This window comes from Bradyrhizobium sp. B117 (assembly GCF_038969555.1).
Lineage (GTDB): Bacteria > Pseudomonadota > Alphaproteobacteria > Rhizobiales > Xanthobacteraceae > Bradyrhizobium.
In genome coordinates this window covers 8,009,873-8,030,680 of record NZ_CP152414.1, presented here as the reverse complement: position 1 = coordinate 8,030,680, position 20,808 = coordinate 8,009,873, and the positions used below count along the sequence as shown (strand labels likewise).

At 58.4% G+C, this 20,808-nt stretch carries 14 protein-coding genes and 3 pseudogenes; 10 read left to right on the top strand and 7 right to left on the bottom strand.

Features of this window, described 5'->3' with window-relative positions:
• Nucleotides 1-153: 153 nt before the first annotated feature.
• From AAFG16_RS38860 to AAFG16_RS38850, 3 genes and pseudogenes are all read right to left on the bottom strand, one after another.
• Nucleotides 154-501: pseudogene (locus tag AAFG16_RS38860) on the bottom strand (IclR family transcriptional regulator C-terminal domain-containing protein); the annotation flags it as partial.
• Between the two features lie 510 nt (nt 502-1,011).
• Nucleotides 1,012-1,275: a hypothetical protein gene (locus AAFG16_RS38855; protein ID WP_342733927.1), complete on the bottom strand. Its 264-nt coding sequence runs from the start codon at nt 1,273-1,275 to the stop codon at nt 1,012-1,014.
• A 309-nt stretch (nt 1,276-1,584) separates the two neighbouring features.
• Complete coding sequence (locus AAFG16_RS38850; RefSeq protein WP_342733925.1) at nt 1,585-2,328, bottom strand: outer membrane beta-barrel protein; 744 nt, start codon at nt 2,326-2,328, stop codon at nt 1,585-1,587.
• A gap of 650 nt (nt 2,329-2,978) precedes the next feature.
• Here AAFG16_RS38850 and AAFG16_RS38845 point away from each other — a divergent pair.
• Nucleotides 2,979-3,401 carry a hypothetical protein gene (locus tag AAFG16_RS38845; RefSeq protein ID WP_342733923.1) on the top strand — a complete coding sequence of 141 codons (423 nt, stop codon included), beginning with the start codon at nt 2,979-2,981 and terminating at the stop codon, nt 3,399-3,401.
• 501 nt (nt 3,402-3,902) lie between these two features.
• On the opposite strand, the gene AAFG16_RS38840 is transcribed toward AAFG16_RS38845, so the two are convergent.
• Together AAFG16_RS38840 and AAFG16_RS38835 are read right to left on the bottom strand one after the other, a co-directional pair.
• A complete protein-coding gene (locus tag AAFG16_RS38840; RefSeq protein WP_342733921.1) occupies nt 3,903-4,232 on the bottom strand; it encodes a DUF736 family protein in 330 nt (109 codons plus the stop codon).
• 18 nt (nt 4,233-4,250) lie between these two features.
• Nucleotides 4,251-5,576 (bottom strand): DUF3422 domain-containing protein, encoded by a 1,326-nt coding sequence (locus tag AAFG16_RS38835; RefSeq protein WP_342733919.1) that lies wholly within the window; start codon nt 5,574-5,576, stop codon nt 4,251-4,253.
• A 1,279-nt stretch (nt 5,577-6,855) separates the two neighbouring features.
• Between AAFG16_RS38835 and AAFG16_RS38830 the strand changes: the two genes are divergently transcribed.
• The 4 genes and pseudogenes from AAFG16_RS38830 to AAFG16_RS38815 all read left to right on the top strand — a co-directional run bounded on the left by AAFG16_RS38830 (nt 6,856) and on the right by AAFG16_RS38815 (nt 10,692).
• Nucleotides 6,856-7,212: a trehalose-6-phosphate synthase gene (locus AAFG16_RS38830; protein ID WP_342733917.1), complete on the top strand. Its 357-nt coding sequence runs from the start codon at nt 6,856-6,858 to the stop codon at nt 7,210-7,212.
• Between the two features lie 764 nt (nt 7,213-7,976).
• A pseudogene (locus AAFG16_RS38825) lies at nt 7,977-8,764 on the top strand (inositol monophosphatase family protein).
• Nucleotides 8,765-8,871: 107 nt separating this feature from the next.
• Nucleotides 8,872-9,147 carry a hypothetical protein gene (locus AAFG16_RS38820; protein ID WP_342733915.1) on the top strand — a complete coding sequence of 92 codons (276 nt, stop codon included), beginning with the start codon at nt 8,872-8,874 and terminating at the stop codon, nt 9,145-9,147.
• An 837-nt stretch (nt 9,148-9,984) separates the two neighbouring features.
• Nucleotides 9,985-10,692 carry a toll/interleukin-1 receptor domain-containing protein gene (locus tag AAFG16_RS38815; RefSeq protein ID WP_342733913.1) on the top strand — a complete coding sequence of 236 codons (708 nt, stop codon included), beginning with the start codon at nt 9,985-9,987 and terminating at the stop codon, nt 10,690-10,692.
• Between the two features lie 526 nt (nt 10,693-11,218).
• Here AAFG16_RS38815 and AAFG16_RS38810 read toward each other — a convergent pair.
• Together AAFG16_RS38810 and AAFG16_RS38805 are read right to left on the bottom strand one after the other, a co-directional pair.
• Nucleotides 11,219-12,757, bottom strand: coding sequence for an anti-phage dCTP deaminase (locus tag AAFG16_RS38810; protein WP_342733911.1), 1,539 nt, complete (start codon nt 12,755-12,757; stop codon nt 11,219-11,221).
• 593 nt (nt 12,758-13,350) lie between these two features.
• Nucleotides 13,351-13,737 carry a hypothetical protein gene (locus tag AAFG16_RS38805; RefSeq protein WP_342733909.1) on the bottom strand — a complete coding sequence of 129 codons (387 nt, stop codon included), beginning with the start codon at nt 13,735-13,737 and terminating at the stop codon, nt 13,351-13,353.
• Between the two features lie 167 nt (nt 13,738-13,904).
• Here AAFG16_RS38805 and AAFG16_RS38800 point away from each other — a divergent pair, with 167 nt between their 5' ends.
• The 5 genes and pseudogenes from AAFG16_RS38800 to AAFG16_RS38780 all read left to right on the top strand — a co-directional run bounded on the left by AAFG16_RS38800 (nt 13,905) and on the right by AAFG16_RS38780 (nt 20,384).
• A complete protein-coding gene (locus AAFG16_RS38800; RefSeq protein WP_342733907.1) occupies nt 13,905-14,114 on the top strand; it encodes a hypothetical protein in 210 nt (69 codons plus the stop codon).
• A gap of 814 nt (nt 14,115-14,928) precedes the next feature.
• A pseudogene (locus AAFG16_RS38795) lies at nt 14,929-15,099 on the top strand (IS481 family transposase); the annotation flags it as partial.
• A 599-nt stretch (nt 15,100-15,698) separates the two neighbouring features.
• Nucleotides 15,699-17,591 carry a methyl-accepting chemotaxis protein gene (locus AAFG16_RS38790; RefSeq protein WP_342733905.1) on the top strand — a complete coding sequence of 631 codons (1,893 nt, stop codon included), beginning with the start codon at nt 15,699-15,701 and terminating at the stop codon, nt 17,589-17,591.
• Between the two features lie 532 nt (nt 17,592-18,123).
• Nucleotides 18,124-18,366 carry a hypothetical protein gene (locus AAFG16_RS38785; protein ID WP_342733903.1) on the top strand — a complete coding sequence of 81 codons (243 nt, stop codon included), beginning with the start codon at nt 18,124-18,126 and terminating at the stop codon, nt 18,364-18,366.
• Nucleotides 18,367-18,590: 224 nt separating this feature from the next.
• Entirely contained in the window at nt 18,591-20,384 is a 1,794-nt protein-coding gene (locus tag AAFG16_RS38780) for an NEL-type E3 ubiquitin ligase domain-containing protein (RefSeq protein ID WP_342733901.1), read from the top strand.
• Nucleotides 20,385-20,808: the final 424 nt, after the last annotated feature.

Sequence of the window (20,808 nt, the reverse complement as noted above, 5' to 3'; positions counted from 1 at the left end):
AGGCCCCGACCTTTTAAAGTGTCAGCGATGGCTTACACATGGCAGTATGCGCAATCTGACATGAGGATCGAGGAGGTCGTCGATCACATCGATGGAGATACGTTCTCAGCCGATCAAGCTCTCTCCTCCCGAGCAGGCTGGCGCTGAGGATCATCAAGTATCCTCGAATGTGTCCTCTTCACTGTCCGTCTGAAGGATGGTTTGCGACAGGAGCGCGGCGGCTCTTTGAAGCGGATGAATGAAGCGATCCAGCTCTGTGAAGCTCACTCGTGCTACGGGCACCGATACGCCAAGGCAGGCGATCAGTTCCCGGTCCGGGGAAACGATGGGCACCGCGCAGCCGACGACGCCCTTCACGTATTCCTCATTGGTTTTGGCCCATCCGCGACGGCGGGTTTCCTCGAGAAGCTTCAGGAGGGTTTCGAGATCCACGATGGTATTGTCGGTGTACCGCGTCAAAGCGAGCGAGCGGCATAACTTCTCGCGCGCCCTCTCGGGTACCCACGACGTCGGCGTCCTGTTTGGCGCCGACGTCGATGCTTATGAGCAGGCCTGGATGGCTCGAGAAGTAGTCTCGAGCCATCCAAGATCAACTCTTTGAGTCGAACTTGTAAGAGGCCTGAAAGAATGCACCGCAGCGCTCCATACTGTACTTCGCAAGAATGCGCGGGGCACCGACGCAGCCGCTGCTGCTGCACAAAGAGTCGCTGTCCTTTTTGGTCCACATGGCCCAATAGCGGCCGCCGACGCCGACGCTGATGTTTTGGTGATCGAGTAGGACAACACGCCTTCGATCTGGACGCCGCCACCACCATTTCCGCGTTGTTCATCAAAGGTGGTCATGTCGCGCAAGAGATGATAGTCACGTCCCTTGAAGCCGGTCCAGGGCAAGTAGGCCACGTCGGCGTTCAAACGCCAACGCTCGGTCAGCATGGTTTCGGCGCTCAGGCCGATCCGAGGCGCATACCATTGAGTATCCTCATCCGCCGATGATCCTGCTGTCACCCGACGTCAAACACGAATACAGCGGGTTAGCCACCTGCATGCATCCGGTCGAGTCCGAACTCTGGCCGTAATAGGTCCAGCCCATAATCCCCCGACCTTGTAGTCGCTGCTGCGCAGGAAGTCGTAACCGACGTCAGCCGTGTAATAGGCAAACCTTCCGTTTGACTGGCCGGAAAGGTTGTTGATGTAGGAAAGTCCGTCCTCGGGTATCCAATCTTCATTATTTATTTTTCCTTTGTTGAACTGCCCGATACCAAGATTGCTTTTCAAGAAAACTCCCCATGGACTGTCAACACGGCCGAATAACTCCCCGGAAAGTCCGTCCAGTCCATGATAAGTGAGCCTCGATCCAGTATGCTGGGGTCTTCAGGCCAGCCGTACCGAACTGCGCTGTGATCCCACTGGAAACGTCCCCGGCTCAGCCAGAGCCGCGAGCCGCCTTCGAAGGACCAGCCGGGCGCGTAGAAAATGGGTGGTACGCTGCCGGCTGATTTCGCATACAGCGGCGCATCGGACCATTGTGCGGCCTCTGGGTCCGCACCAAAGTGGTAGTTCAGGCCAATCTTTCCGATGTGATAGTTACTGGTCAGGCTGGTTGTGCTCGCCGGCAGAATCGCAAACGGCAGGAAACTGCACTGTCGCAGCCGTCGCGACACTCGGCCCGCCAAAATGCAGATAGTCATATTCGACGTTCACCGACCATGCGGGCGTTAGGGCTTGCTCGACGCCCAGCCCGATAATGCCACCGACCCGACCATCGTCGAAATGCGTTCTGCCCTGTGGCCAGCCGCCTTCAAAGTTGTTGACGACATCGCCCCGATTGTTTTGCCAGGCTAGGCCTGCCTTGAGATAGGCCAGCGTGTGCCCGAGCGCGCCAAAGGCGTAACCGACGCGACCGGTCCCGGTGGCAAAGAGGCTCGGACCTGCCTTGCAATTCGCGCTCACAACGAAGACCGAAGAGGCGAGGCATGTACTTGTGCCGTTGGAGACAGCACCGCTGGCATCCAGCTCGATGCCAAACACCCAGCTGTTGTTCTGCCAGTTGTAACCGATCTGGCCACCAGCAAGGAACGCCGGGGTATCGACGATGCCGCCATAGATTGATGGACCGTATGGATTGCTGAAGGAGGTGCGGCCGTACCCACCGCCGGCATGCCCGCCAATATAGCCTCCAGACCAGTTCCACACCGCTTGTGGCGGTTTAAGTTGTGGCTCAAGATCCGCCGGCTTCGCTGCGCTGCTTGCGACGAGCGCAATTGTTGTCGCACCACAAAAAAAGATTCTACATCGCATCAAAGTTTGCCCCGGAACTTGCCAGTTCACGACCCGCCTCCTCAAGTATCGCCGCACGACAATCGTCGGAGCAGACCAGACACGCCGGCGCGCCGGGTCCGTCCCCAAGATCACCGCACTACGATTGGTGATGATTTCCCGAATAAGCAAGCCGCGTGCCGAATTGAACTCGTAGGCTTAGCGGGGTCTTCGGAAGTATTTGTCGCGTCAACTTGCCGACGTTGTCTCAAATTTGACAATCTGAGCTTCCGACAGTCTCTCCATACCCGACATGCGAGGGCAGATCCAATGCGCAACGTTTATGTTTGCGTGGAAATAGTTGCGTGCCAAAGCGCCGCCAAACGGAAGACAGCCAAGGCTTGGGAGTGAGTAGCGATTGTGACCCCGGATGCTCACAAGCAACACACACGATGGACTGGCAGCCGAAATGGAGAAGAACACGGGACTTTTCTGAAACTGTTGCGCTAGGTGGTTTCAAACGGCAGGCGCCCACTTTAAGATCACAAAGGATCAAATGCCGATTGCACGAGCCCTTTAGGCGCAAGCTCGGCGCTAATGACAAAAATCCCGCAACTGGATTTGTGACGATCGGATCGCTGAGTTTCCTGCTATAGTATCGCGCGCGCCGTGGTGGTGGAAGGCGCAGCCGTCAGACTTCTATCTCACGGAACCCACCCGCCATGTTCATCCTCGGACCACCAATCATTATCCTTGTCATCGGCTTGATCTATTGGCTGGTGTTCATGCTTGCTGCCTCTGCGCTCCCGGTCTTCGTTGGCATGATGATCGCCATGTTCGGCTTTTATACCCGTGCCGGCTTGCCCGGAGGCATCGTGACGGGCCTTGTGGCGGGCGGTTTGAGCTTTGGTGTCGCCCGGCTTGCGCTCGCTCTCGCGCCATGGGCTTGGGTTCGGCTCCTGATATCCTTCTCTACGTCGCGCCGCTACCGTAGCGGGCTATGGCGCCACATGGAATCGCCTCTGATGACGGTGCCTTCACCAATCTGGCGGACGATATTTGCCGTCGTGGGCGCCATTGCCGTCAGCATCACAGCGTTCATCCGCTTCACTGGAATAGCCGTAGCTGGACCTGCCCGGCAATGATTGCGCCACTGAAGGCGTCGCGTCGACGGCGGGACTGCACCAGATATCCGCAATGCTCGCGGTCCTCACCGTCGGAATTCGAACGAGAGCGGGCTGGCCGTTGAAGCTCCGATCAACAAGCTTGCGCCCCGGCTTCGTCACTGTGATCATAGAGGCATGGACCAAGCGGTCGCATCTCAATGGATACGGCGACAATAAATGTGAACGAGCGGCGCGGCCGATGTGTAATCACGGTCCCAAATCCGTCCGTTGCGGAAGGGACAAAGCGCCTGTCACCATCGAACTCAGTTGCCGGCCTCTCGGTGCGGTCGAACTTGCCACGTTCTCCTTGACGTCAGTTCTGCAGGCCGAGCGCACCAACGGCCTCCTCGATGGATTGATCTAGCCCGAAGGACGGCTGACGCCTCAACCGCATAAGGCGCAACAGCGGCGTCACAACTTTCTTCCCCGCCGACTGGGCCATCATTCTTGGCCCTAGCCAAGAAAGTTGCTGCTTTGCTGTCAGGCCCCTTGTTCGCCATCGATCGCCTCCGGCCTGTCGATCACCATCGAGGGGTTGGCGAAGATCGGAGCGGTGAAGCTCGGATCGTCGAGCTTCAGACCTAGATAATCGCGGCCCTCGTTGGAGCGCTTCGACCAGGCGGCCCCGATCTCCACACTGGATGAGGAAGGTGAGGGCTTCAGCCTGATCTGGCCCCGTCTCAGCCGTCGCAACGGCGACTGACCCGATCCACAATGCCTCGCCGGCTGCATTACCTTGCGCAGGAGCTGGCCGCGATCTTGCGGCAGCGTCGCACCCCGACCATGCGAGCTTCGCAGGACGGGACGCATCGATTCCCTCAAGGAGCTTTAGTCGCAAGTAACCGAGGGCTCGTCGTTGTGCTTGAGGTGTCGCTTTCGGACATTGTAACTCACCAGCCAGATCACGCCGACCGCGATCGGCACGAAGGCTGCGGTCAGGAACGAGGGCTCTACTCGCAGTCCGACATCATGCGCGCCCTTGGCAAGATAACTAAACAGGCTGACCACATAATATCCTATCGCCCCGACCGACAATCCTTCGACCGTGCACTGCAGCCGAAGTTGCTGTCTCGCGCGCTCGTTGATAGCCTGCAACAGGTCACGATTCTGTCGTTCGATTTCGACGTCGACCCGGGTTCGCAACAGGTCGGCGGCCCGCGCGAGCTTGACCGACAGAGTGGCCTGACGATCCTCCACAGTGGCGCAGGTTCGCATCGCCGGCGCCATACGGCGTGCCAGAAACGACGACCAGGTTGGATAGCCCGAGACATCGTTGCCTTCAATGATGGATAGTCGCGATTGGACCAGCTCGTAATAGGCCCTGCTGGCGCCGAATCGAAACAGACTGCCGGTCGCGCCTCTTTCGAAGGATGCGGCCAGCGCGGTCAGCTCGGCAAGTAGGTGGTTGTTGAACTGCAGCCCCTCACCGCTTTGCATTTTCTCGAGCGCCTCAACCAGACGACGGTCAATGCGATCAACAGATGGTGCAAGCTCGAGGGCCGCCGACAAGCCAAGCAGCGCCAATGGACGGTAGGTCTCGATTTCCAGCAGCCGCTGCACCAGCGCTCCGAGATCGTGCGACGTCAACCCGAGGTCGCAGACGAGGATTTTCGTGAAGCCTTTTTCGTCTACGCGGAAGTCTGAGGCGGCCACGCCTGCGCCGCTCTTTGTGGCAACCATGGCCAGGCTGTCCTTGTCAAAAATCTGTTCGGCCCGCCTGGTCGGCGAGGCCTCCCGCTCCACTTCTAGCCTGATCGCGACCAGCAACTGTCCGGTCTGACGCAACGCGGGGATCAGCGATCGGACGGTGCCATCAACTTTGTCAAATTGGTCTGCGGCAGAACAATTTGCATTAGTCCAGATCCAGGTAAATGTTGTAAATTCCGAATGCTGCTCCCAGCGTAGCGTGGCGGGACCGATGACAATCTGATGAAGTTTCGCCGATTGCTCAGGCGGCGTAAGATTGCGCTCGAGGCAAAAATCGATAAAACGGCAGCGATCGCTTGTGGCCGCCTCGCCCTGTGCAAGAAAAGCGAAGTGGATCACGCTGAATGGCGAAACAAGGCGCGTGAAGGGGCGCGCGTGCACTTCGCGGAGCACAGCGTCGCGTTGCGGATGTGGCGTGAAGGTTCGCAGATCCAGTTCATCGACCATGTATTGACGCCTCGCTTGAGGTGAGCAGGCAACCGTCAGCCTCGACGCGGGATGCAATGGCGGTGCTGGGGAACGGTTGCGCGGCTAACATCAACGTATGGTCCGGTGTTCACGGCGAAATATCGGCATTGCGGCTCTTAGCTGTAGCGCTGCGTGCGCGAACTTGGCGGTGGTGCGCGGCACGGTTCGACGAATGCCTAGATTTACGACATAGTAGTCTGGCCGTCCCTGAGGTGCCGCCGCGTGTCCTCCGATGAGCACCTCGGCTTGTGGCTTGGATATGCCGAGGTGGAGAGGGGGCGGAAGCTCCTTCGCGGCCCTGACCCAAAGCTCCTGCTCGCGCTGCAAACGTTCTACGCGCGGGTTGGCGAGGTCGAACATCGTGAAGACCGAAATTATGAGGTTCGCCTCAGGAGGACGACGCTCGCATTTGGTCAACAGACCCCGCGTGCGGGGCTTTACAAGAACGGGCATGAAGCCTGCCAAGACGTTTCGTCCCCACCGATATCTCTCTAGCGTGACAGACTTTCGGTCGCACGATCCAAACGCGTCTTTATGTCCCATACCAAATTTGGTAGGCAGCCGTTTAGCTCTGCGTTGCGTAAACTCTCGTTCCCGCGGCGAAGGTTGATAATCGAAGCAGGCGCCATTTGCTCCAGCAGAATCATCGGCTCCCAAAGCCGATCGCTCGACTGCCGCTGACCGAAGAATCAAAGCCGTTTTGTCTGCGAAGAATCGGTACTTCGTGGCCGTGGGTAAGTGGCTTCGTTAGACGAGCCGTTGATGCGGTGGACGCAGGCTGGACGCATTCGTCTTGCGACTGGGCAAGGGCGTGCGTGGGACGCCATCGAGGCGGCTCGCTTCATCTAATCCCAGCCACACGAAATTGCCGAGTCCGATCGGCAGTCCGGCCGCAAATCTTCGGCGACCAAACTTTGCAAACTGATCGATGGCGGGCAAAACGCAGATCAGACGGCAAGGATAACTTGTGAATCTCGTCATCGTATCGAACTGGGTCGCCGGTACCAACATCAATCAACCCAAAACAGGCGAGCTTGAGGCGGTCCTTGCTACTGTGGGGCGATTTGGGTGGGCCGGGGCGATGCTCGCTTCTTTCAGGCCGATGAGAATCGACAGAAGGTCCTTACCCATGTCCGTGCCGATTGGAGCTCACGCCTGACGAAAATGGTGTGGTGATTTCCCTCAATGGCCGCGTGACAAGATCGCAAGGACTTCCGATCGGCATAGATACAGATAGAGTTGCACAATATGCTGTCGAATGCCGATGCGTCTCAATCGTGAGAGCCTTGCCGTCGACGTCGACCGGCTTGACTACACTAAGGGTCTCGACAAATGCGTTCTGGAAATCGATCACCCTCTGAACGAGGAACCGCGCAGCATCTCGCTTTTGCAGATCGCGACCACCTCACGATCCTGCATCAAGAGCTACGATGACTATCACAGCGATGTCGCAGCTCTTGTTGAGGACCTCAACGCTCGGCATCGCGCGGACGGCTGGAGTGCCGACCCGCCACGAACGAAGCCTCAGAGTCAGGCAGTGCTCGCCGCCCTCTACCGCGCCCCACGTGTCACCTTGGTAACATCGTTGCGTGACGGGATGAATCTCTGTCTTTGACGGTCAACGCTTCAGCCTTGAACTCGCATTTGCTGACGTGACCTGACGGCGGCAAGATTCATTCGCCACGATCGGTGACGACCTTAGCAAAGACGAAGACTGCCTGCGCGGCTGGAAAACTCTGACAAGTTTGAGGCTTGTAGCATCGCTGTTCTAAGTTGACTGGGGTGCGTCGCGCCCCGCAAGTTACCGAATTCGAGGAATTGATCGCGGCCGTCAGCTTTTGGTCAGGGGATGGGGGTAGTCGGGCACTGCCCGAAAGGTGCCTGGGCAGCACCACGAACTCCTTCGCCGGTCATGCTCGATCAGGTGGAGGGGAAATGTCGCAGCGTGTGATGAACACGTATCGCGACGTTTGATGATCGGCCACGCAGCCAAACTACATATCTAGGGTGTCCAAAATGCCGCATGAATATCGCAGCCTTAGTGTTATCGTTCGGTCCTCGTCGGGCGCGAAGGGCGATACCGGCGACACAGCCGGAAGGACAATACAAGCTCGAGGATGGATACTTACTTCTTAACAATTCAAAGATAGTGGCGTTGCGTATCAGGCCGCCGTTAGCAACGACGATGATCCCACCGCTATCGCGAAACGACACTTAAAATCCTGGTGGCAGACGCAGAACGTTTGCAGGAGCTGGAGCCGCCTGAGCGGATTACTTGAGCCTATATTGGCGCGTCACAAATACGGCATCTGAAAACACATGCGGATGCGCTCCATCATCCGCGATCCCGCGATGGCCGCTGTTCCTGAAGGAGTTGTAATGGCCCAAAATGCCGTCACGGCACACGATGCCGATGTCTATCTGTCATTCGCCGCCGAGCTCGCGGATTCGGTCAGGCCCATCGTGCTGTCCTATTTCCGCATGCCGCTGGATGTCGTTGCCAAGTCCGATGCCAGTCCGGTGACGATCGCCGATCGAGCCGTCGAGTTGCGTCTCAGGGAAAGGATCGAGGCGCGCTTTCCGGAGCATGACATCATCGGCGAGGAGATCAGAGCCAAGCCCGGCGGAGCGTTCACCTGGATCGTCGACCCGATCGATGGCACCAAGAGCTTATCAGCGGCTTTCCCTTGTTCGGCACACTGAGCGCGTTGAGCTATCAGCAGCAGCCGTTCTGCGGCCTGATGGACATTCCCTTTACGGGCGAGCGGTGGATGGCGAAGCCCAGCGTGGCGCGGTTTGGCGATGGATTGGCTCGGACCAGCGCGTGCGAGAGCGTCGCCGACGCGAGCTTCTACACCACATCGCCTGACATGTTCCGCAAAGGCGAGATGGAGCCGTTCGAGCGGCTATCGCGAGTTGCGCGGATGCGCCGATTCGGCGGCGATTGCTACATCTTTGGCCTGCTTGCGTCGGGACACTGCGACATAGTTCTCGAAACGGGGCTTCAGCCATATGACTACATGGCGCTGGTTCCGATCGTGCAGGGCGCCGGCGGCTGCATCACCGATTGGGAGGGATGCCCGCTCTCGATTCAATCGGAAGGGCGCATCTTGGCAACCGCAACGCCGCGGCTTCATGCCGAAGCGCTCGCCTTGATCAAGGGATAACCACCAATCATGCCCTCCGGAGGGACGCGTGTCCGCTTTGCTGACCTTAGGGATCCGATGACCAAGGTGACGTCCGCCGGTTCGAGGCGGCGGGGCTGACCTGGCCGTTGCCAGACGACGTCACCGACACGGTGCTGGAGGCCCGGCTGTTCGCCAGTGCCGGAGCCGGTCCGGGCACCCGGCGGGGCCATCGGCGGCAGGCGGAGCCGGACTGGGCGGCGTGCATCGCGAGCTCAAGACATCGGCGCTACGCCGGCTGGACCATCGAGCGCATCCGCAAGGACCCCGCCGCGATCGGACCGGCCACCGCGGCGCTGTGCGACCTGATGGCGGACGCTCTTCTCAGGCAATTGCTTGTGACGCCTGCTGAGCTGAATCGTTAGGTCGGCGTCAACTGAGCTGGTGACAATCGGCGCGGGGCTTAGGTCCGCGTCTTGAGGACAACAGCCGATATTCAGCCCTCTCCGTGCTCGGCGCGCTCGTTTCCCGCGTGAAAGGCTTCGTTTTCGTCCGAAACGTACGGAGTTTTCGGTGGAGGTTTGCCACAATGATCTTCGGGACGGCGTTCTACACCAATCTTCTGACCAGCCGGGCCTACTCCGTGGGCCATCTCGTGAGTCAGATCGGGATGTTGGCGAACGACGAGGGCGCGTGGCAGCGGTCCCGCGGCCTCCGCCACCGCGGATCTAGCACCTCAACGCGACGATAATCAGCGTTGATGACCCAGCTCCCGCCGCGTTCCTGCGCGATCAGCACGACTTCCGAAGAACGTTCTATGTTTTGTCATTTCGGTGGAAGCCTATTGATCTCGCGCACTGGTTGAGATTGGATGCGGCGGGTTTTTAGGGGGATACCATGCATATTTTCATCGTAGCCGCGCTTGCTGTTGCGCTTGCCGGCTGCGCCTCGTCTGCAGCGGATATCACGCCGACCTACGTTTCACCGGTACAATATCAATCTTACAACTGCCAACAGCTCGCGCTTGAGGCTCAGTCCGTCTCGGCAAGAGCCGCGGCGCTGTCCGGCGCGCAAGACAGTCAACGCACGAAGGACACACTGGCCACCACCGCGGCTGTAGTCATTTTTTGGCCAGCAGCGTTCTTTGTTGGAGGCGACAAGCAAACGGCCGCGGAGCTCGCGCAGATGAAAGGCCAAATGGTCGCGCTCGAGCAGGCCTCCATTGCAAAGAAGTGCAACATTCAGTTTCAGGAAAAATTCACATGGCTAGATGCACAGCACCAAAAGAGGGCCATCGCTCAGCGAGCGCTGCAGCGGCCTGCCCTGCATGTCGTGGCAGCTGGGGTCGCCGTTACGGCGGCTACAACTCTTACTCACCCCGGTCCTACTCGTCTCCGTCCTACTACTCGTCAGAGAGCAGCGGGGGCAGTTGGAGCAGCAGCGGGTCTGGCAGCCGCGTAAGGGCGCGATGGTCGCGACCCGGTTCGACCGTGATGTACACGCCGACCGAGGTGCGGGAGCTCACGCCGGTCCGCGAGGCCGTCGAGAAGCAAGCGACCCTTGACCTTCGGGACGTCTTTCTTTGCCACGCATGGGACGACCGGCAGGGGGCAGCCAAACAATTGCACGATCTGCTTGAGGCACGCGGTGTTAAGGTGTGGTTCAGCGAAAAGGACGTTGGCCTCGGCGTGCCATTACTCCGCGCCATCGACAGGGGGCTGGCGAACTCGCGGATTGGGATCGTGCTGGTGACCCCTGCGCTGCTGCGCCGCCTCCCAAAAGAAGGCATTGCCGACAAAGAACTTTCGGTGCTCCTTGCCGGTGCGCGTCTCGTTCCCGTCGTGCATCAGACGACGTATGAAGCGCTCCGGGACGTCAGCCCTATGCTCGCCTCGCGAACCGGCCTCGACACTGCGGAAGAATCAATGGCTGAGGTCGCAGCCAAGCTCGCCGAACTGGTCGCCCTTTAGCTCTATTGCGCGGGGTGGCCGACCCCACGCCGCACAAGCGGTCCGGGCGTGCGGCAGCCACCCGGCCGCCGGGATGCCGGCGGCTCGCACCGGTCCTCGTCACCCGATATGGCGCTACCGATCGCACAACGCGCTATCGGCCTTGCAGTAGGTAATTCTCAGAGTCATCCCGCGTCGAATCGGCGCTCCACCATTTTAACGAAACAGTGCCGCCGCGGCGGTCATCGCCGCGCTCATCGCTGCCGCCGCCCACCTGATCTCTCTCAGAACACCTGGTCACGGAGGCTTTGAGCCCCGCGCTGTGTCTCGATGACGCTCCGACGTTTTCAGGCTTTGCGCTGGAGGTGATCGGCGAGTTTGATGATTTCGGAGAAATATCGCGCGCGCTCTGCGTCTTCTCTGCGTTCACGATGAGCGCAAAGCGAGAGAACACGGGTAGTGCTAAGTTCGCCGGTCGCGCGTGCGATAGGGGGCGAATGGGTTAGGTCGAAGCTAAGCTGTCCGTCCACTTTGCTGGCCATTGGACTTATCCCGCATGGATTAAGTTTTTCTCTCTTAGCTTCTTTACAACGACTGCCTCAAGCGTCGGTAGTGCTTCTAAGGTCTTATCGAAACGCGGCTGAGAATGCCGGGGATCGATTGTCAGGAGGGCGCCTTTGGACTTGCGGCTGTCTCGGGGGACCCTGAATAGCTTCAAGTATCGGGCTGGAGCCACACCATCATATGGAAGTACGCGAACCTTTTTCGTGTCCGACTCGTCTTCGGTGATTGAATCATCATGAAGTTTGGTTGCCAAACTCTTTCGATAGGGTTCAATGAAATAAACTTCCGAAATGCCTGCAGCAACAATATGCCTAGCGCAACTGTGACACGGATACGTCGTCACGAAAAGCTTGCTTCCCGCCAACGCCGCCCCATTCTTCCCGGCGTTAATAATGGCATGCATTTCGGCGTGTACCGAGCGGGAAAACTCGATGAGGTTTCTCAGCTTTCCATTTGCCAGGATTGCGTTTTTCGCCTTTTCCTTGGCTGACTTCGTGATTGCCTTCGCGTCGGCCAGCTCGTCGACGAGCAGTTCAGCAATCAGGTGCTTCTCGTCGTCATTGTAGCATTTTGCGCCCTTGTTCCAGCAGCGCAGGTCGTGGTCGGACTTCTGGTCGCCATTGGGATCGGCCGCGTAGAGACCGCCCCCGAACTTGGGGACATCATTCCAGCCGGTCGCGATTATGTTACCATGCACGTCGGTGATCGCCGCACCGACCTGACGGGAGAGGCAGGCCGAATTACCGGCAGCTGAGGCAGCAGCGTACATTGCCGTTTCTGAGTAGGTAGGCGTCATGACCTTGACACCCAGGATGAGGTCAAGAAAGCGTTCGACCCGCGCATTTACCTGGCTCCCCGAGCTCGAGTCGACCCGGAGGAAGAAGTCGGCGTTCGGGAAGGTGTCTCTGACAGTCTGACCGTGGGCGAATTCTTCGCCCGAATCGCGATCGATCAGCGTGTAGATCTGCTTGAGACTCATACCCTTTTGCTGAAGCGACGTGGTCCTGAGCGATTCAGGTGCATACACGCCCACTACATAGACCATGTCTCGATAGACTAAGCGGAGCAGGTCGAGTTCCTGCTGATTTTTGATCGAATCGACGATGTGGCATACCCGCCGGGGTTCGAACCTTTGGGGTTCGTTATTCTTTTTGTGTTTCTGCCGATCGAAGGCGATTTCGCTGACCGCGAGTTCGGCTAGTACGCCGGCGCCGTGCCTTCCCCGTAGTTCGTCGCCCTTATCGATCAGGTATTTCACGCGCTCGTATGCGTTCCCGGACGGGGCCGGTCCGCTGAGTTTTTCGATCTGGCGGCTGAGTTTCAGGATTTCGGCATAATCGTACCCAAAGTTCTTCTCCAGGCATTGCTTGAACGCCTGGGCGACGTCCGGGATCGGTGATCCAATTGGGCCGCAGAGGGCAATAACGAGCTGGCTGGTATGAGTGTCCTTGATCTCCGCGATGTTGTCGGTCTTGTTCACGGCTGCGGGTTTGGTCGCGCTCGTGACCTTTGCTTTAACCATTGTATACACACCTAAAAATTTTATCTGACCGCGGGTAAAGCTTAGCCGGGCGTGCCACCATGCCGCCTCGCCAAATGGGCGAGCGAGCTTTAGCATTGCAACTAAGCCGATCCGCAGCGGAGATGCGGTATGAAGCGCCGTCTTTCTGCTCGATTGGCGCGGCTGCTTCTGGAGTCTGGCGGTCTGCGATATAAATCCGCCCCACCTTTTGATGAGATGTAAGTCGGGACGCAGTTGCCCGTGCGCGGATTTTGTGGGTACCGCTAGCGGATTGAAATGAAAGAGGCCGCCAACTGAAGGCGGCCTCTGGGTTTGATCTAATTGCAGGTATCAATTGGATATTGATTAGAGGCGCCGTTCCGACGAAGTATTTGTGCCTGCCTTGTAACGCGCTCTGCATTTAGGAATTCTTCACGGCATATCCCCATAGCGGCGCTTTGCCTTACCGCGTCAGGAACGTTTGCTTTCGCCCAACTCACGCACAATGCTCCTTGCTCGGTGCAGGAGCGAGCCTAGACGGTTTCGACCGAAGCTAAGCCGATTATGCCGATCAACAAAAACATGAAAAATCGCATTTCTATGTCCTTTTTTTTTCAATTTCCAATGTGCCCACGCCGCCGCGCCATGCCGATCTCATCTATCGCATCCGCCAGCCCTTCTAAGAACGCTCGGTGCCACGCATCATCATCGGGCAGCTTCCATTCCCGCAGGCCGGCGACGTATCTGGTCAGAGCGATCACGCCCGCGATCGCGGCTGGCTTCGAACGGATGAGCACATTTGCATGCTCCGTGAGAGCCAGGTTCGTTTGGCCGGTGACTTCGTCGGCGGCAGCAAATTCGGCACCATCCTCGAGCTTAGCCGAAACCGATGCCGCCGCATCATAGTGCGCGGACAGCTCGCGATGACGCTCGATTACTACGAAGATCAGATCCCGCTCGGCTGCAGCAACCGACGGCGTGTAAAGTTCTTGCGATGACAATGTTGACCCCGAGCGAATATGAGGCCGATATTAGCAGCGCTGTCATGACTAAAGTCGGCCCACATTACTTGGGATGCGCTGGTAATGAACGGCTTTGGTGAAATTTAGCCTTTTTTGACACTTGGGCGATTTCGGGCGCCTTCAATTTCCCCGTTCAAAGGATTGGCATGGCGGCCCTAACGCTCGATCCGAAATTCCGTGTAGTGCCTGCGCCCCGCAAGGCCTTCGACTTGCCGGCAATAGATGCCGCCGAAGCCGCCTCAGCAACGGGCGCAATTCTCAGCGGCGTGGCGTCGGGCCAGATCACGCCTGGCGAAGCTACAGAAGTGGCCAAATTGGTCGAGACGTTCGTGAAGGCCTTCGAGACCGGGGATTGACCGCGCGTATTGATCGGCTCGCAAGGATGACGAACCAATGAACTTACAGGCACGGATTGCTCTCCTCGAGGCGGAGCGGAAGCCAGATTTTCAGGTGATCATCCGAACAATCTACGAAGGTCGTACCGGCGTCATCGCCGAGATGCTAGCGTGGCACGAGAGTGGTTCGTCTTCGGGGCAACCGTGTCCTTGAACATAATCAGGCCTGGCCGGCTATCTACCGACATACCATCCGGTTTACAGGCCGGCCAATTCCTACACGCCCACTCCATACGCATGTCATAGGCGACGATCGGAGAGGCTACTACTCGGAAAAGAGGAGAAGAAGCGCGATCCGGCCAAGGCCCTAAGAGCAATGCAGTGGTGGCATAGCCTCGACAGTCCGCCGTCGGGCGAAGATCGGACGATCCTCGAACGGGCGCCTATTCTCCGGGATCTGCTTTCGCGCGACTGAATTTCTAAATTGAGTGCGCCCAAATTCGAGGAGATCTGCATGCGCGTGTGGTCCATTCAGAATCATGCGCGTCGTTTGTCGAATCTACATTGAACTTGCCGGATGGCGGAGGCACGACAAGTACAAGAAGACAAGGTCGCTTGCGAAATTCCTCTGCAGCCGCCATTCAAAGAATGGATCGTCCGTTCTAGAAGCCATCAACAACGTTCTCTATGGCGTACGCATGAACGCTTCCGCTTAGATTGGGGGGGCGACCACCGACGCTCCCTGGCGCGTCGAACATCCTCGGCATCAGCGCACTAGGTGTTTAGTCCCAAGCTTTGATGGTGCATTCTTATCGCACGATTCGAAGGATGCGCTATGGGACGGGTTTTACACGGCTGCGCCACCACGACGGAGGCAGTCCGTCGAGCAATACAAAATAGTCAAGAGAGCCTGAGAGGTCTCGCCAAGCGCTACGGGATCAACCAGAAGACTGTTGCGAAGTGGAAGCAGCGCGAGACCGTCGCCGATCGTTCGACTGGCCCGAAGGAAACCAAGCCGACCATCGCGCACTCGACTTGGCGACTCAAACCGCCGGAGTGTCCCACGCTCTTCATCGCTGCTGCTTTAATGGAATTCCAGGACGGTCGAATGCGAGCTCCAGTCAGGTAAGGACCAGCGCACTGGTCAAGTGCGGATTGAGCCCTCCGGCAACGGACGACGCGGCTTCAAGCTGATATTCGATCGATCCGTCGGGGGCGCAGTCGAAAGACGAAACGGCAGAGTCTTCGAAAAATCTTTTTGGTTGGGCCTCGCGGCACGATTCTCACCGCGGAACTGTGATGGGCCATTCTGCGCGCGAATCCTGCGGGCATGAGTAGCAAACTGCAGAATTTATGCGTCCGGTTACTACTGCTACGCTGCAGGGTGCGTGGCCCTCTCTCGACTATTCGCGCATGTATGATTCGGATGACAACCGAGTTCAATCTTATGTAACCAATCAAAACTAGGCGTTTCGCGAAACGATCTCATATTCAATTGGAAGTCTGATGACCGCCCCTACAATCGCGAAACGGCTCCGATCAACGGTCCTTCGTCGGTTTCGACCGAGCCTACGCACTCAAATTGGTTTTTTGGGAATCGTGAGCGTGCTTGTCACTGGCGCGACTTGCGTTGCCGGACTTAATTATCTCGCGAAGGCGCAGAGTGAGGTAAGCGAGAGCGCCAATCGTCGCGCCCATCTGACGTCTCTTTCTCAGGCCTTTCTTGAATCGCAGCAGCTGGCGTTGGAGTTTTTGCGCAGGCGCGACGAAGCCGTGGTCGCCCGGCAAGCCGAGGGCATCAATAATGCACTGGCGGACCTTGGCCAAATCGAGGAGCGGGCCGCTTCCTCGTCTGAGGGCGATCCCCTGAGAGACGTGAAGTTCCTTCGCGCCGGAATCAACCTTTATGCGGCTCGTTTTAATAACATCGTCTCCGCGCAGCGGGTGCTCGGGCTCACGGAAAATGATGGGCTCCAAGGTAAGCTTCGCGAAGCCGTGCATCAGGCAGAAGCGCGACTTGCACATTTTAATGAGCCGCACCTGACGATGTTGATCTTGATGATGCGACGGCATGAAAAGGATTTCATGCTACGTCATGAGGAGAGGTATGGCGATGAGCTGGAAAAGCGCGTTGTCGAATTCGAGGCCGCACTTGCTGCTTCAGAACTTGCCCCGGAATCCAAGAGTGAGCTGAAGAAGCTTGTTGCCTCTTATCGATCGAGCTTTCTTGCGTTTCTTGTATCGCAGCAGGCGCTGGACGACCAAGTTGACGATCTCGTCCAAATCTACGGCCGGAATCGTCCCCTTCTTTTGAAAGCGATAGCAGCCGCGGACGCTCGCGCTAGCTCCGCTGAAGAACGTGCGTCGCGCCTCCGAGAGGCTTTGGTGTGGGCAATTGGGCTTGCCACTCTCGGGATCGGCTTTGTTGCGTTGCTTGTTGGTCAGAAGCTGGCAAGGCTTATGAGTCGGATGAGCGAGGCGATGCGTCAACTTGCGGCCGGGCGGTTCGATGTCACGCTGCCGGGTCTTGGCCGCTCAGACGAGATCGGCGATATGGCTCAGGCCATGGAAGCGTTTAAGGTGAGATCGAAGGAAAAATTGCAAGAGGAACTTGCCGCGAATCAAGAGCAGGACCGTGTAGCAGCGGAGCGGCGCAAGGCGGAGCTTGGCGAGCTGGCCGGCACATTTGAACGCGCCGTTAGCAGCGTCATTGATACGATGTCTTCCGCGTCGACCGAACTGGAGGCTTCCGCTCGGGAGCTGACAGAGACGGCACAGCTCACTCGGGAGATCTCTGATAACGTTGCGTCGGCATCGGAGGAGGCGTCAGCCAATGTTCAGCTGGTTGCTGCGGCAACGGAAGAGATGATGGCCTCCGCTTCCGAGATCGGCCGGCAGGTCGCGCGATCAACGGAAATCGCCCACGAAGCCGTGCGGCAGGCTGAAGAAACGGATCGCCGGATGAAGCAGCTATCGGCTGCTGCAACAAAAGTGGGTGGGGTGGTTGACCTAATTGCAGCGATTGCCAGGCAAACCAACCTTCTGGCGCTCAATGCAACAATCGAGGCCGCGCGTGCCGGCGGCGCCGGCCGCGGCTTTGCAGTTGTGGCGCTCGAGGTGAAGTCGTTAGCAACTCAGACGGCGAACGCGACCGTTGAAATCGGACAGCAGATTGCTGACATTCAGGCAGCGACACTGGAGTCGGCCAGCGCCATCACAAACATCGGAAACAGCATTAGCAGAATCTCACAAATTGCAACAGCGATTGCCGCGGCGACCGACCAACAGGGCGCAGTCACGAAAGATATTGCCCAAAATATTCAGCATGCGGCCGCGATGTCGACGACTGTCGCGGGCAACATCCGGCAGGTCGCGCAGAAGGCGTTTATCACAGGTGCATCATCGTCGCAGGTGTTGAGGTCTGCCAATGTGCTTGCCCGAACCAGCCATCACCTTAAAAGCGAAGCGGATCATTTTCTCACCGGGATCCGATCATGATCCCTCGTCGAGATGCCATGCAAGGCTCGGCGAAGGCGCTCCAACACCGCCCGGCGCTCGCCGGGCTCCTGTTAGAGGCATTCTCCCCACAGCGCCGTGCTCGCATCCTTTGCTGGGCAAAGTCGGCTAACCGCACCCAATGTTGCCGTATTGCGCCGAGCGAAGCACGACGGCCCCGCTATGGGCGCGAGATTCTGAAAGTGTCCACGTATTTCGCCGCCTTGCATTGACACAGCTGCATCGAGGTAAATCCTTATCGGGGAGACTCTCGCGCCGACGATATTTGAGTGCCGCTAGACACAAATGGGCCGCCGTCGTCATCCGCAAGCTCTCACTATACCACGAACAGTTCCTTATGACTTCCGATAGGGCTCCACAGAGGCGAGATCATACTTGAGGCGTCGCATCCACAGCAGCTGAGCCTACAGCATGTGGTTCGCCGTCAGTTCCTCGGCTGAGCTTGCTTGCAATTCATCGCGGGGAGCGGACGTCCTCGCCGCCGAGTTGCCGATAACCCAATTTGCAAAGGCTCGTGCCGCCGATCTTTGTCGGCTCGCGCATGCTCCCCTTCTTCTTAGTTGCAGCCGGCACTAAACTTCCGTTGATGGTTGGCCGTCCAGGCAGCTTTCCTTTTGTTAGTCTCGTTCTTTTTAAGCTTGCTCAGCGTTTTATTGACTATGCCATCGATCATGCGAGCGTCATCGGGATGAGGATGATACGGATCCTGCTTCCTTTGGGGCTCGGCGCCAAAGTAGGGCCGCAGGCGATCGGATAACCTGACCTCGTCAGCTTATCGACAGCTGAGGTTCCTAGCATGCGAACGTCTCGATCTAGCCGAAAGAGCCACCTTATCGGCTGAGACCAAACATGTCATGAAGTTCAATGAATACAGAACAGGCCCAGACTCGCGCTGGCATACCCTCCGAATCCGAAAGCACCGAGCCAACGTCGGGGGCCGCCGGGCATTCGCCTTCATGCCTGACCCAGTGGGCGTCAGCCTTGACTCGATGGGCCACAGGAGCGGCCGACGCCGACCTCGTCTCGTCGCAGGACCGCGCCCTGGCCAGTTGGGCAGCGGAAGAGGGGCAGGGCGAAGACGAGAATCGGCAAGAGGGGGTCAACCGGACGAGGGCATGGCGGGACGAGGGTGATGTCAGAGACGAGCTGGATTTATCGTCGCTGTCCCTGACCGCCTTGCCAGCCTCACTCCTGCCCAGGCTCCGAACCCTCAATGTCATCGGTAATCAGCTGAGCAGCCTGCCGGCCCAGCTTCCGGGCGGGCTCCGGGACCTCTACGCTTCTGACAACCGGCTGACTAGTCTGCCCGCCCTTCCGAGCAGGCTCCGGCACCTCCACCTCATGGCCAACGAGTTGGCCAGCCTGCCGGCAGCGCTGCCGTCCAGGCTCCGCAGCTTGACTGTCGATGGCAACCAACTGACCGATCTGCCCGCCCTTCCGCCAACGATCGAGGAGTTCTCCGCCTGCAACAACCAGCTGACCAGTCTGCCCGAGCTTCCAGCCAGGCTCCGCCGCCTGGATGTCAGCGAAAATCAGCTGACGAGCCTGCCCGATCTTCCGGCAAGGCTGCGGTACCTGGACGCAGGCGACAACCAGCTGACAAGCCTGCCCGACATTCCGGCAAGACTTCGATATCTGAACGTCAGCGAAAATCGGCTGACCAATCTGCCCGAGACACTCCCCGTCAGCCTTGAAATGCTCGGCGCCAGTAACAACCAGCTGACCGGCCTGCCCGCGACCGTGCTGACGCAGCTCAGCAGCGCGTCCAGCATCGACCTGCGGTCTAATCCGATACCGGCCCCGGTGCTGACCGATTTGGCGACAGCCACGCGCGGCGCGGACTATGCCGGCCCGCAGGTCTTCCTGTCGATGTCGCTACAACCGATGGAACACCAGTCGCGGCCCCTGCACCAGGTTGTCGCGGACTGGCTCGCGGACCAGCCTGGAGCAGTGGACGCGTGGCAGGGGTTCGTCGCAGAGCCGGGTGCGCAGGACTTCGCTCTGTTTCTCGAAAGACTTGCGGGCACCGTAAACTATGGTCATCAGGCGTTCCGCGACCAGGTGGCCGAGAATCTGCTACAGGCCGCGATGAGGCCGCGACTGCGCAAGCAGTTTTTCGAGCTGGCCAATGGAGCGACTGCGTCCTGCGAGGATCGCATCACTTTGACCTGGAACGGCATGCAGACCGCACGCCTGAACGCTGATGTCAAAGATGGGCTCTATGACAATCGGCTCGACCAACTGCTCCAACATGGCCGTGTCATGTTTCGTTTGGGGGCGCTTGAGAACATCGCACGCGAGACGGTCAGCTCGCTCCGGCGTGCCGACCCGCAGGCCAATATCGACGAAATCGAGGTCTATCTTGCCTATCAGACCCAGCTACGGGATCGGCTGGAACTGCGCCACATCGCCCCGGATATGCGCTTCTTGAATCTCTCTGACGTCACGCCGGAGGACGTTGCCAGGGCTGAGACGTCGGTGCGGGAACAGGAAGCGACGGGTTTCGAGGATTTTCTAGCAACGAGCTGGGAGCCTTGGGATACGGTGGTGAGGCGAATCGCCCCCGATGATCATGCCGCTATGCGGGACCGGCTTGCCGATGCGCTGGAAGATGAGTTTCCGACGCGCTTGAACGAGCGGCTCGCGGAGCATGGCCTGACGGATGATGTCGATGCCCGGCGGGTGGTCGGGGCACAGATCCTCAGCGAAATTGCACGTGAGATCAAGGGCGAGCTGATGCACAAGGTTCTCCGGGAGCACGGCCTCGAGCCCTGATCGATGCGATAGCCCTAAGCCGTCATGCCTATGGGCGCTATGATCCCGGTTTGCTCTCCCGGTAATACCTCAAGGGTATCAAAGGGCCTTCATCGCTCTGGTTTGCGGTTACCTTGTTGAAGGACCTGCTGATCTTCAGCTCTTAATCAGCGAGTCCCAGGTTCGAGCCACGGCGCTAACCAAATATCCCAATATTATCAGTGGTTTAATTGGTGTGATCCTTCCCGGAGAAACCTAAGGAAAATTCTTGGGGCAAGCCTGGGTCGCAATGCCTCGACATCCCTTCGCAGCGATCTAGATTCGATCGAACAACATCGCGCCGACGTGATTGTCACGCTGTCGCAGGACAAACTGTCGTCACGGTTTCGCCAGCGCGTGAGAGTATCGTTTAGACAGATCGAGGATGTGTGCTTAGCCGCACACA

Coding starts and splice junctions, on each gene's coding strand:
- AAFG16_RS38845 (WP_342733923.1), top strand. CDS start 2,979: ATGTTCATCCTCGGACCACCAATCATTATCCTTGTCATCGGCTTGATC.
- AAFG16_RS38840 (WP_342733921.1), bottom strand. CDS start 4,232: ATGCGTCCCGTCCTGCGAAGCTCGCATGGTCGGGGTGCGACGCTGCCG.
- AAFG16_RS38835 (WP_342733919.1), bottom strand. CDS start 5,576: ATGGTCGATGAACTGGATCTGCGAACCTTCACGCCACATCCGCAACGC.
- AAFG16_RS38830 (WP_342733917.1), top strand. CDS start 6,856: ATGCCGATGCGTCTCAATCGTGAGAGCCTTGCCGTCGACGTCGACCGG.
- AAFG16_RS38815 (WP_342733913.1), top strand. CDS start 9,985: ATGGCTAGATGCACAGCACCAAAAGAGGGCCATCGCTCAGCGAGCGCT.
- AAFG16_RS38810 (WP_342733911.1), bottom strand. CDS start 12,757: ATGGTTAAAGCAAAGGTCACGAGCGCGACCAAACCCGCAGCCGTGAAC.
- AAFG16_RS38800 (WP_342733907.1), top strand. CDS start 13,905: ATGGCGGCCCTAACGCTCGATCCGAAATTCCGTGTAGTGCCTGCGCCC.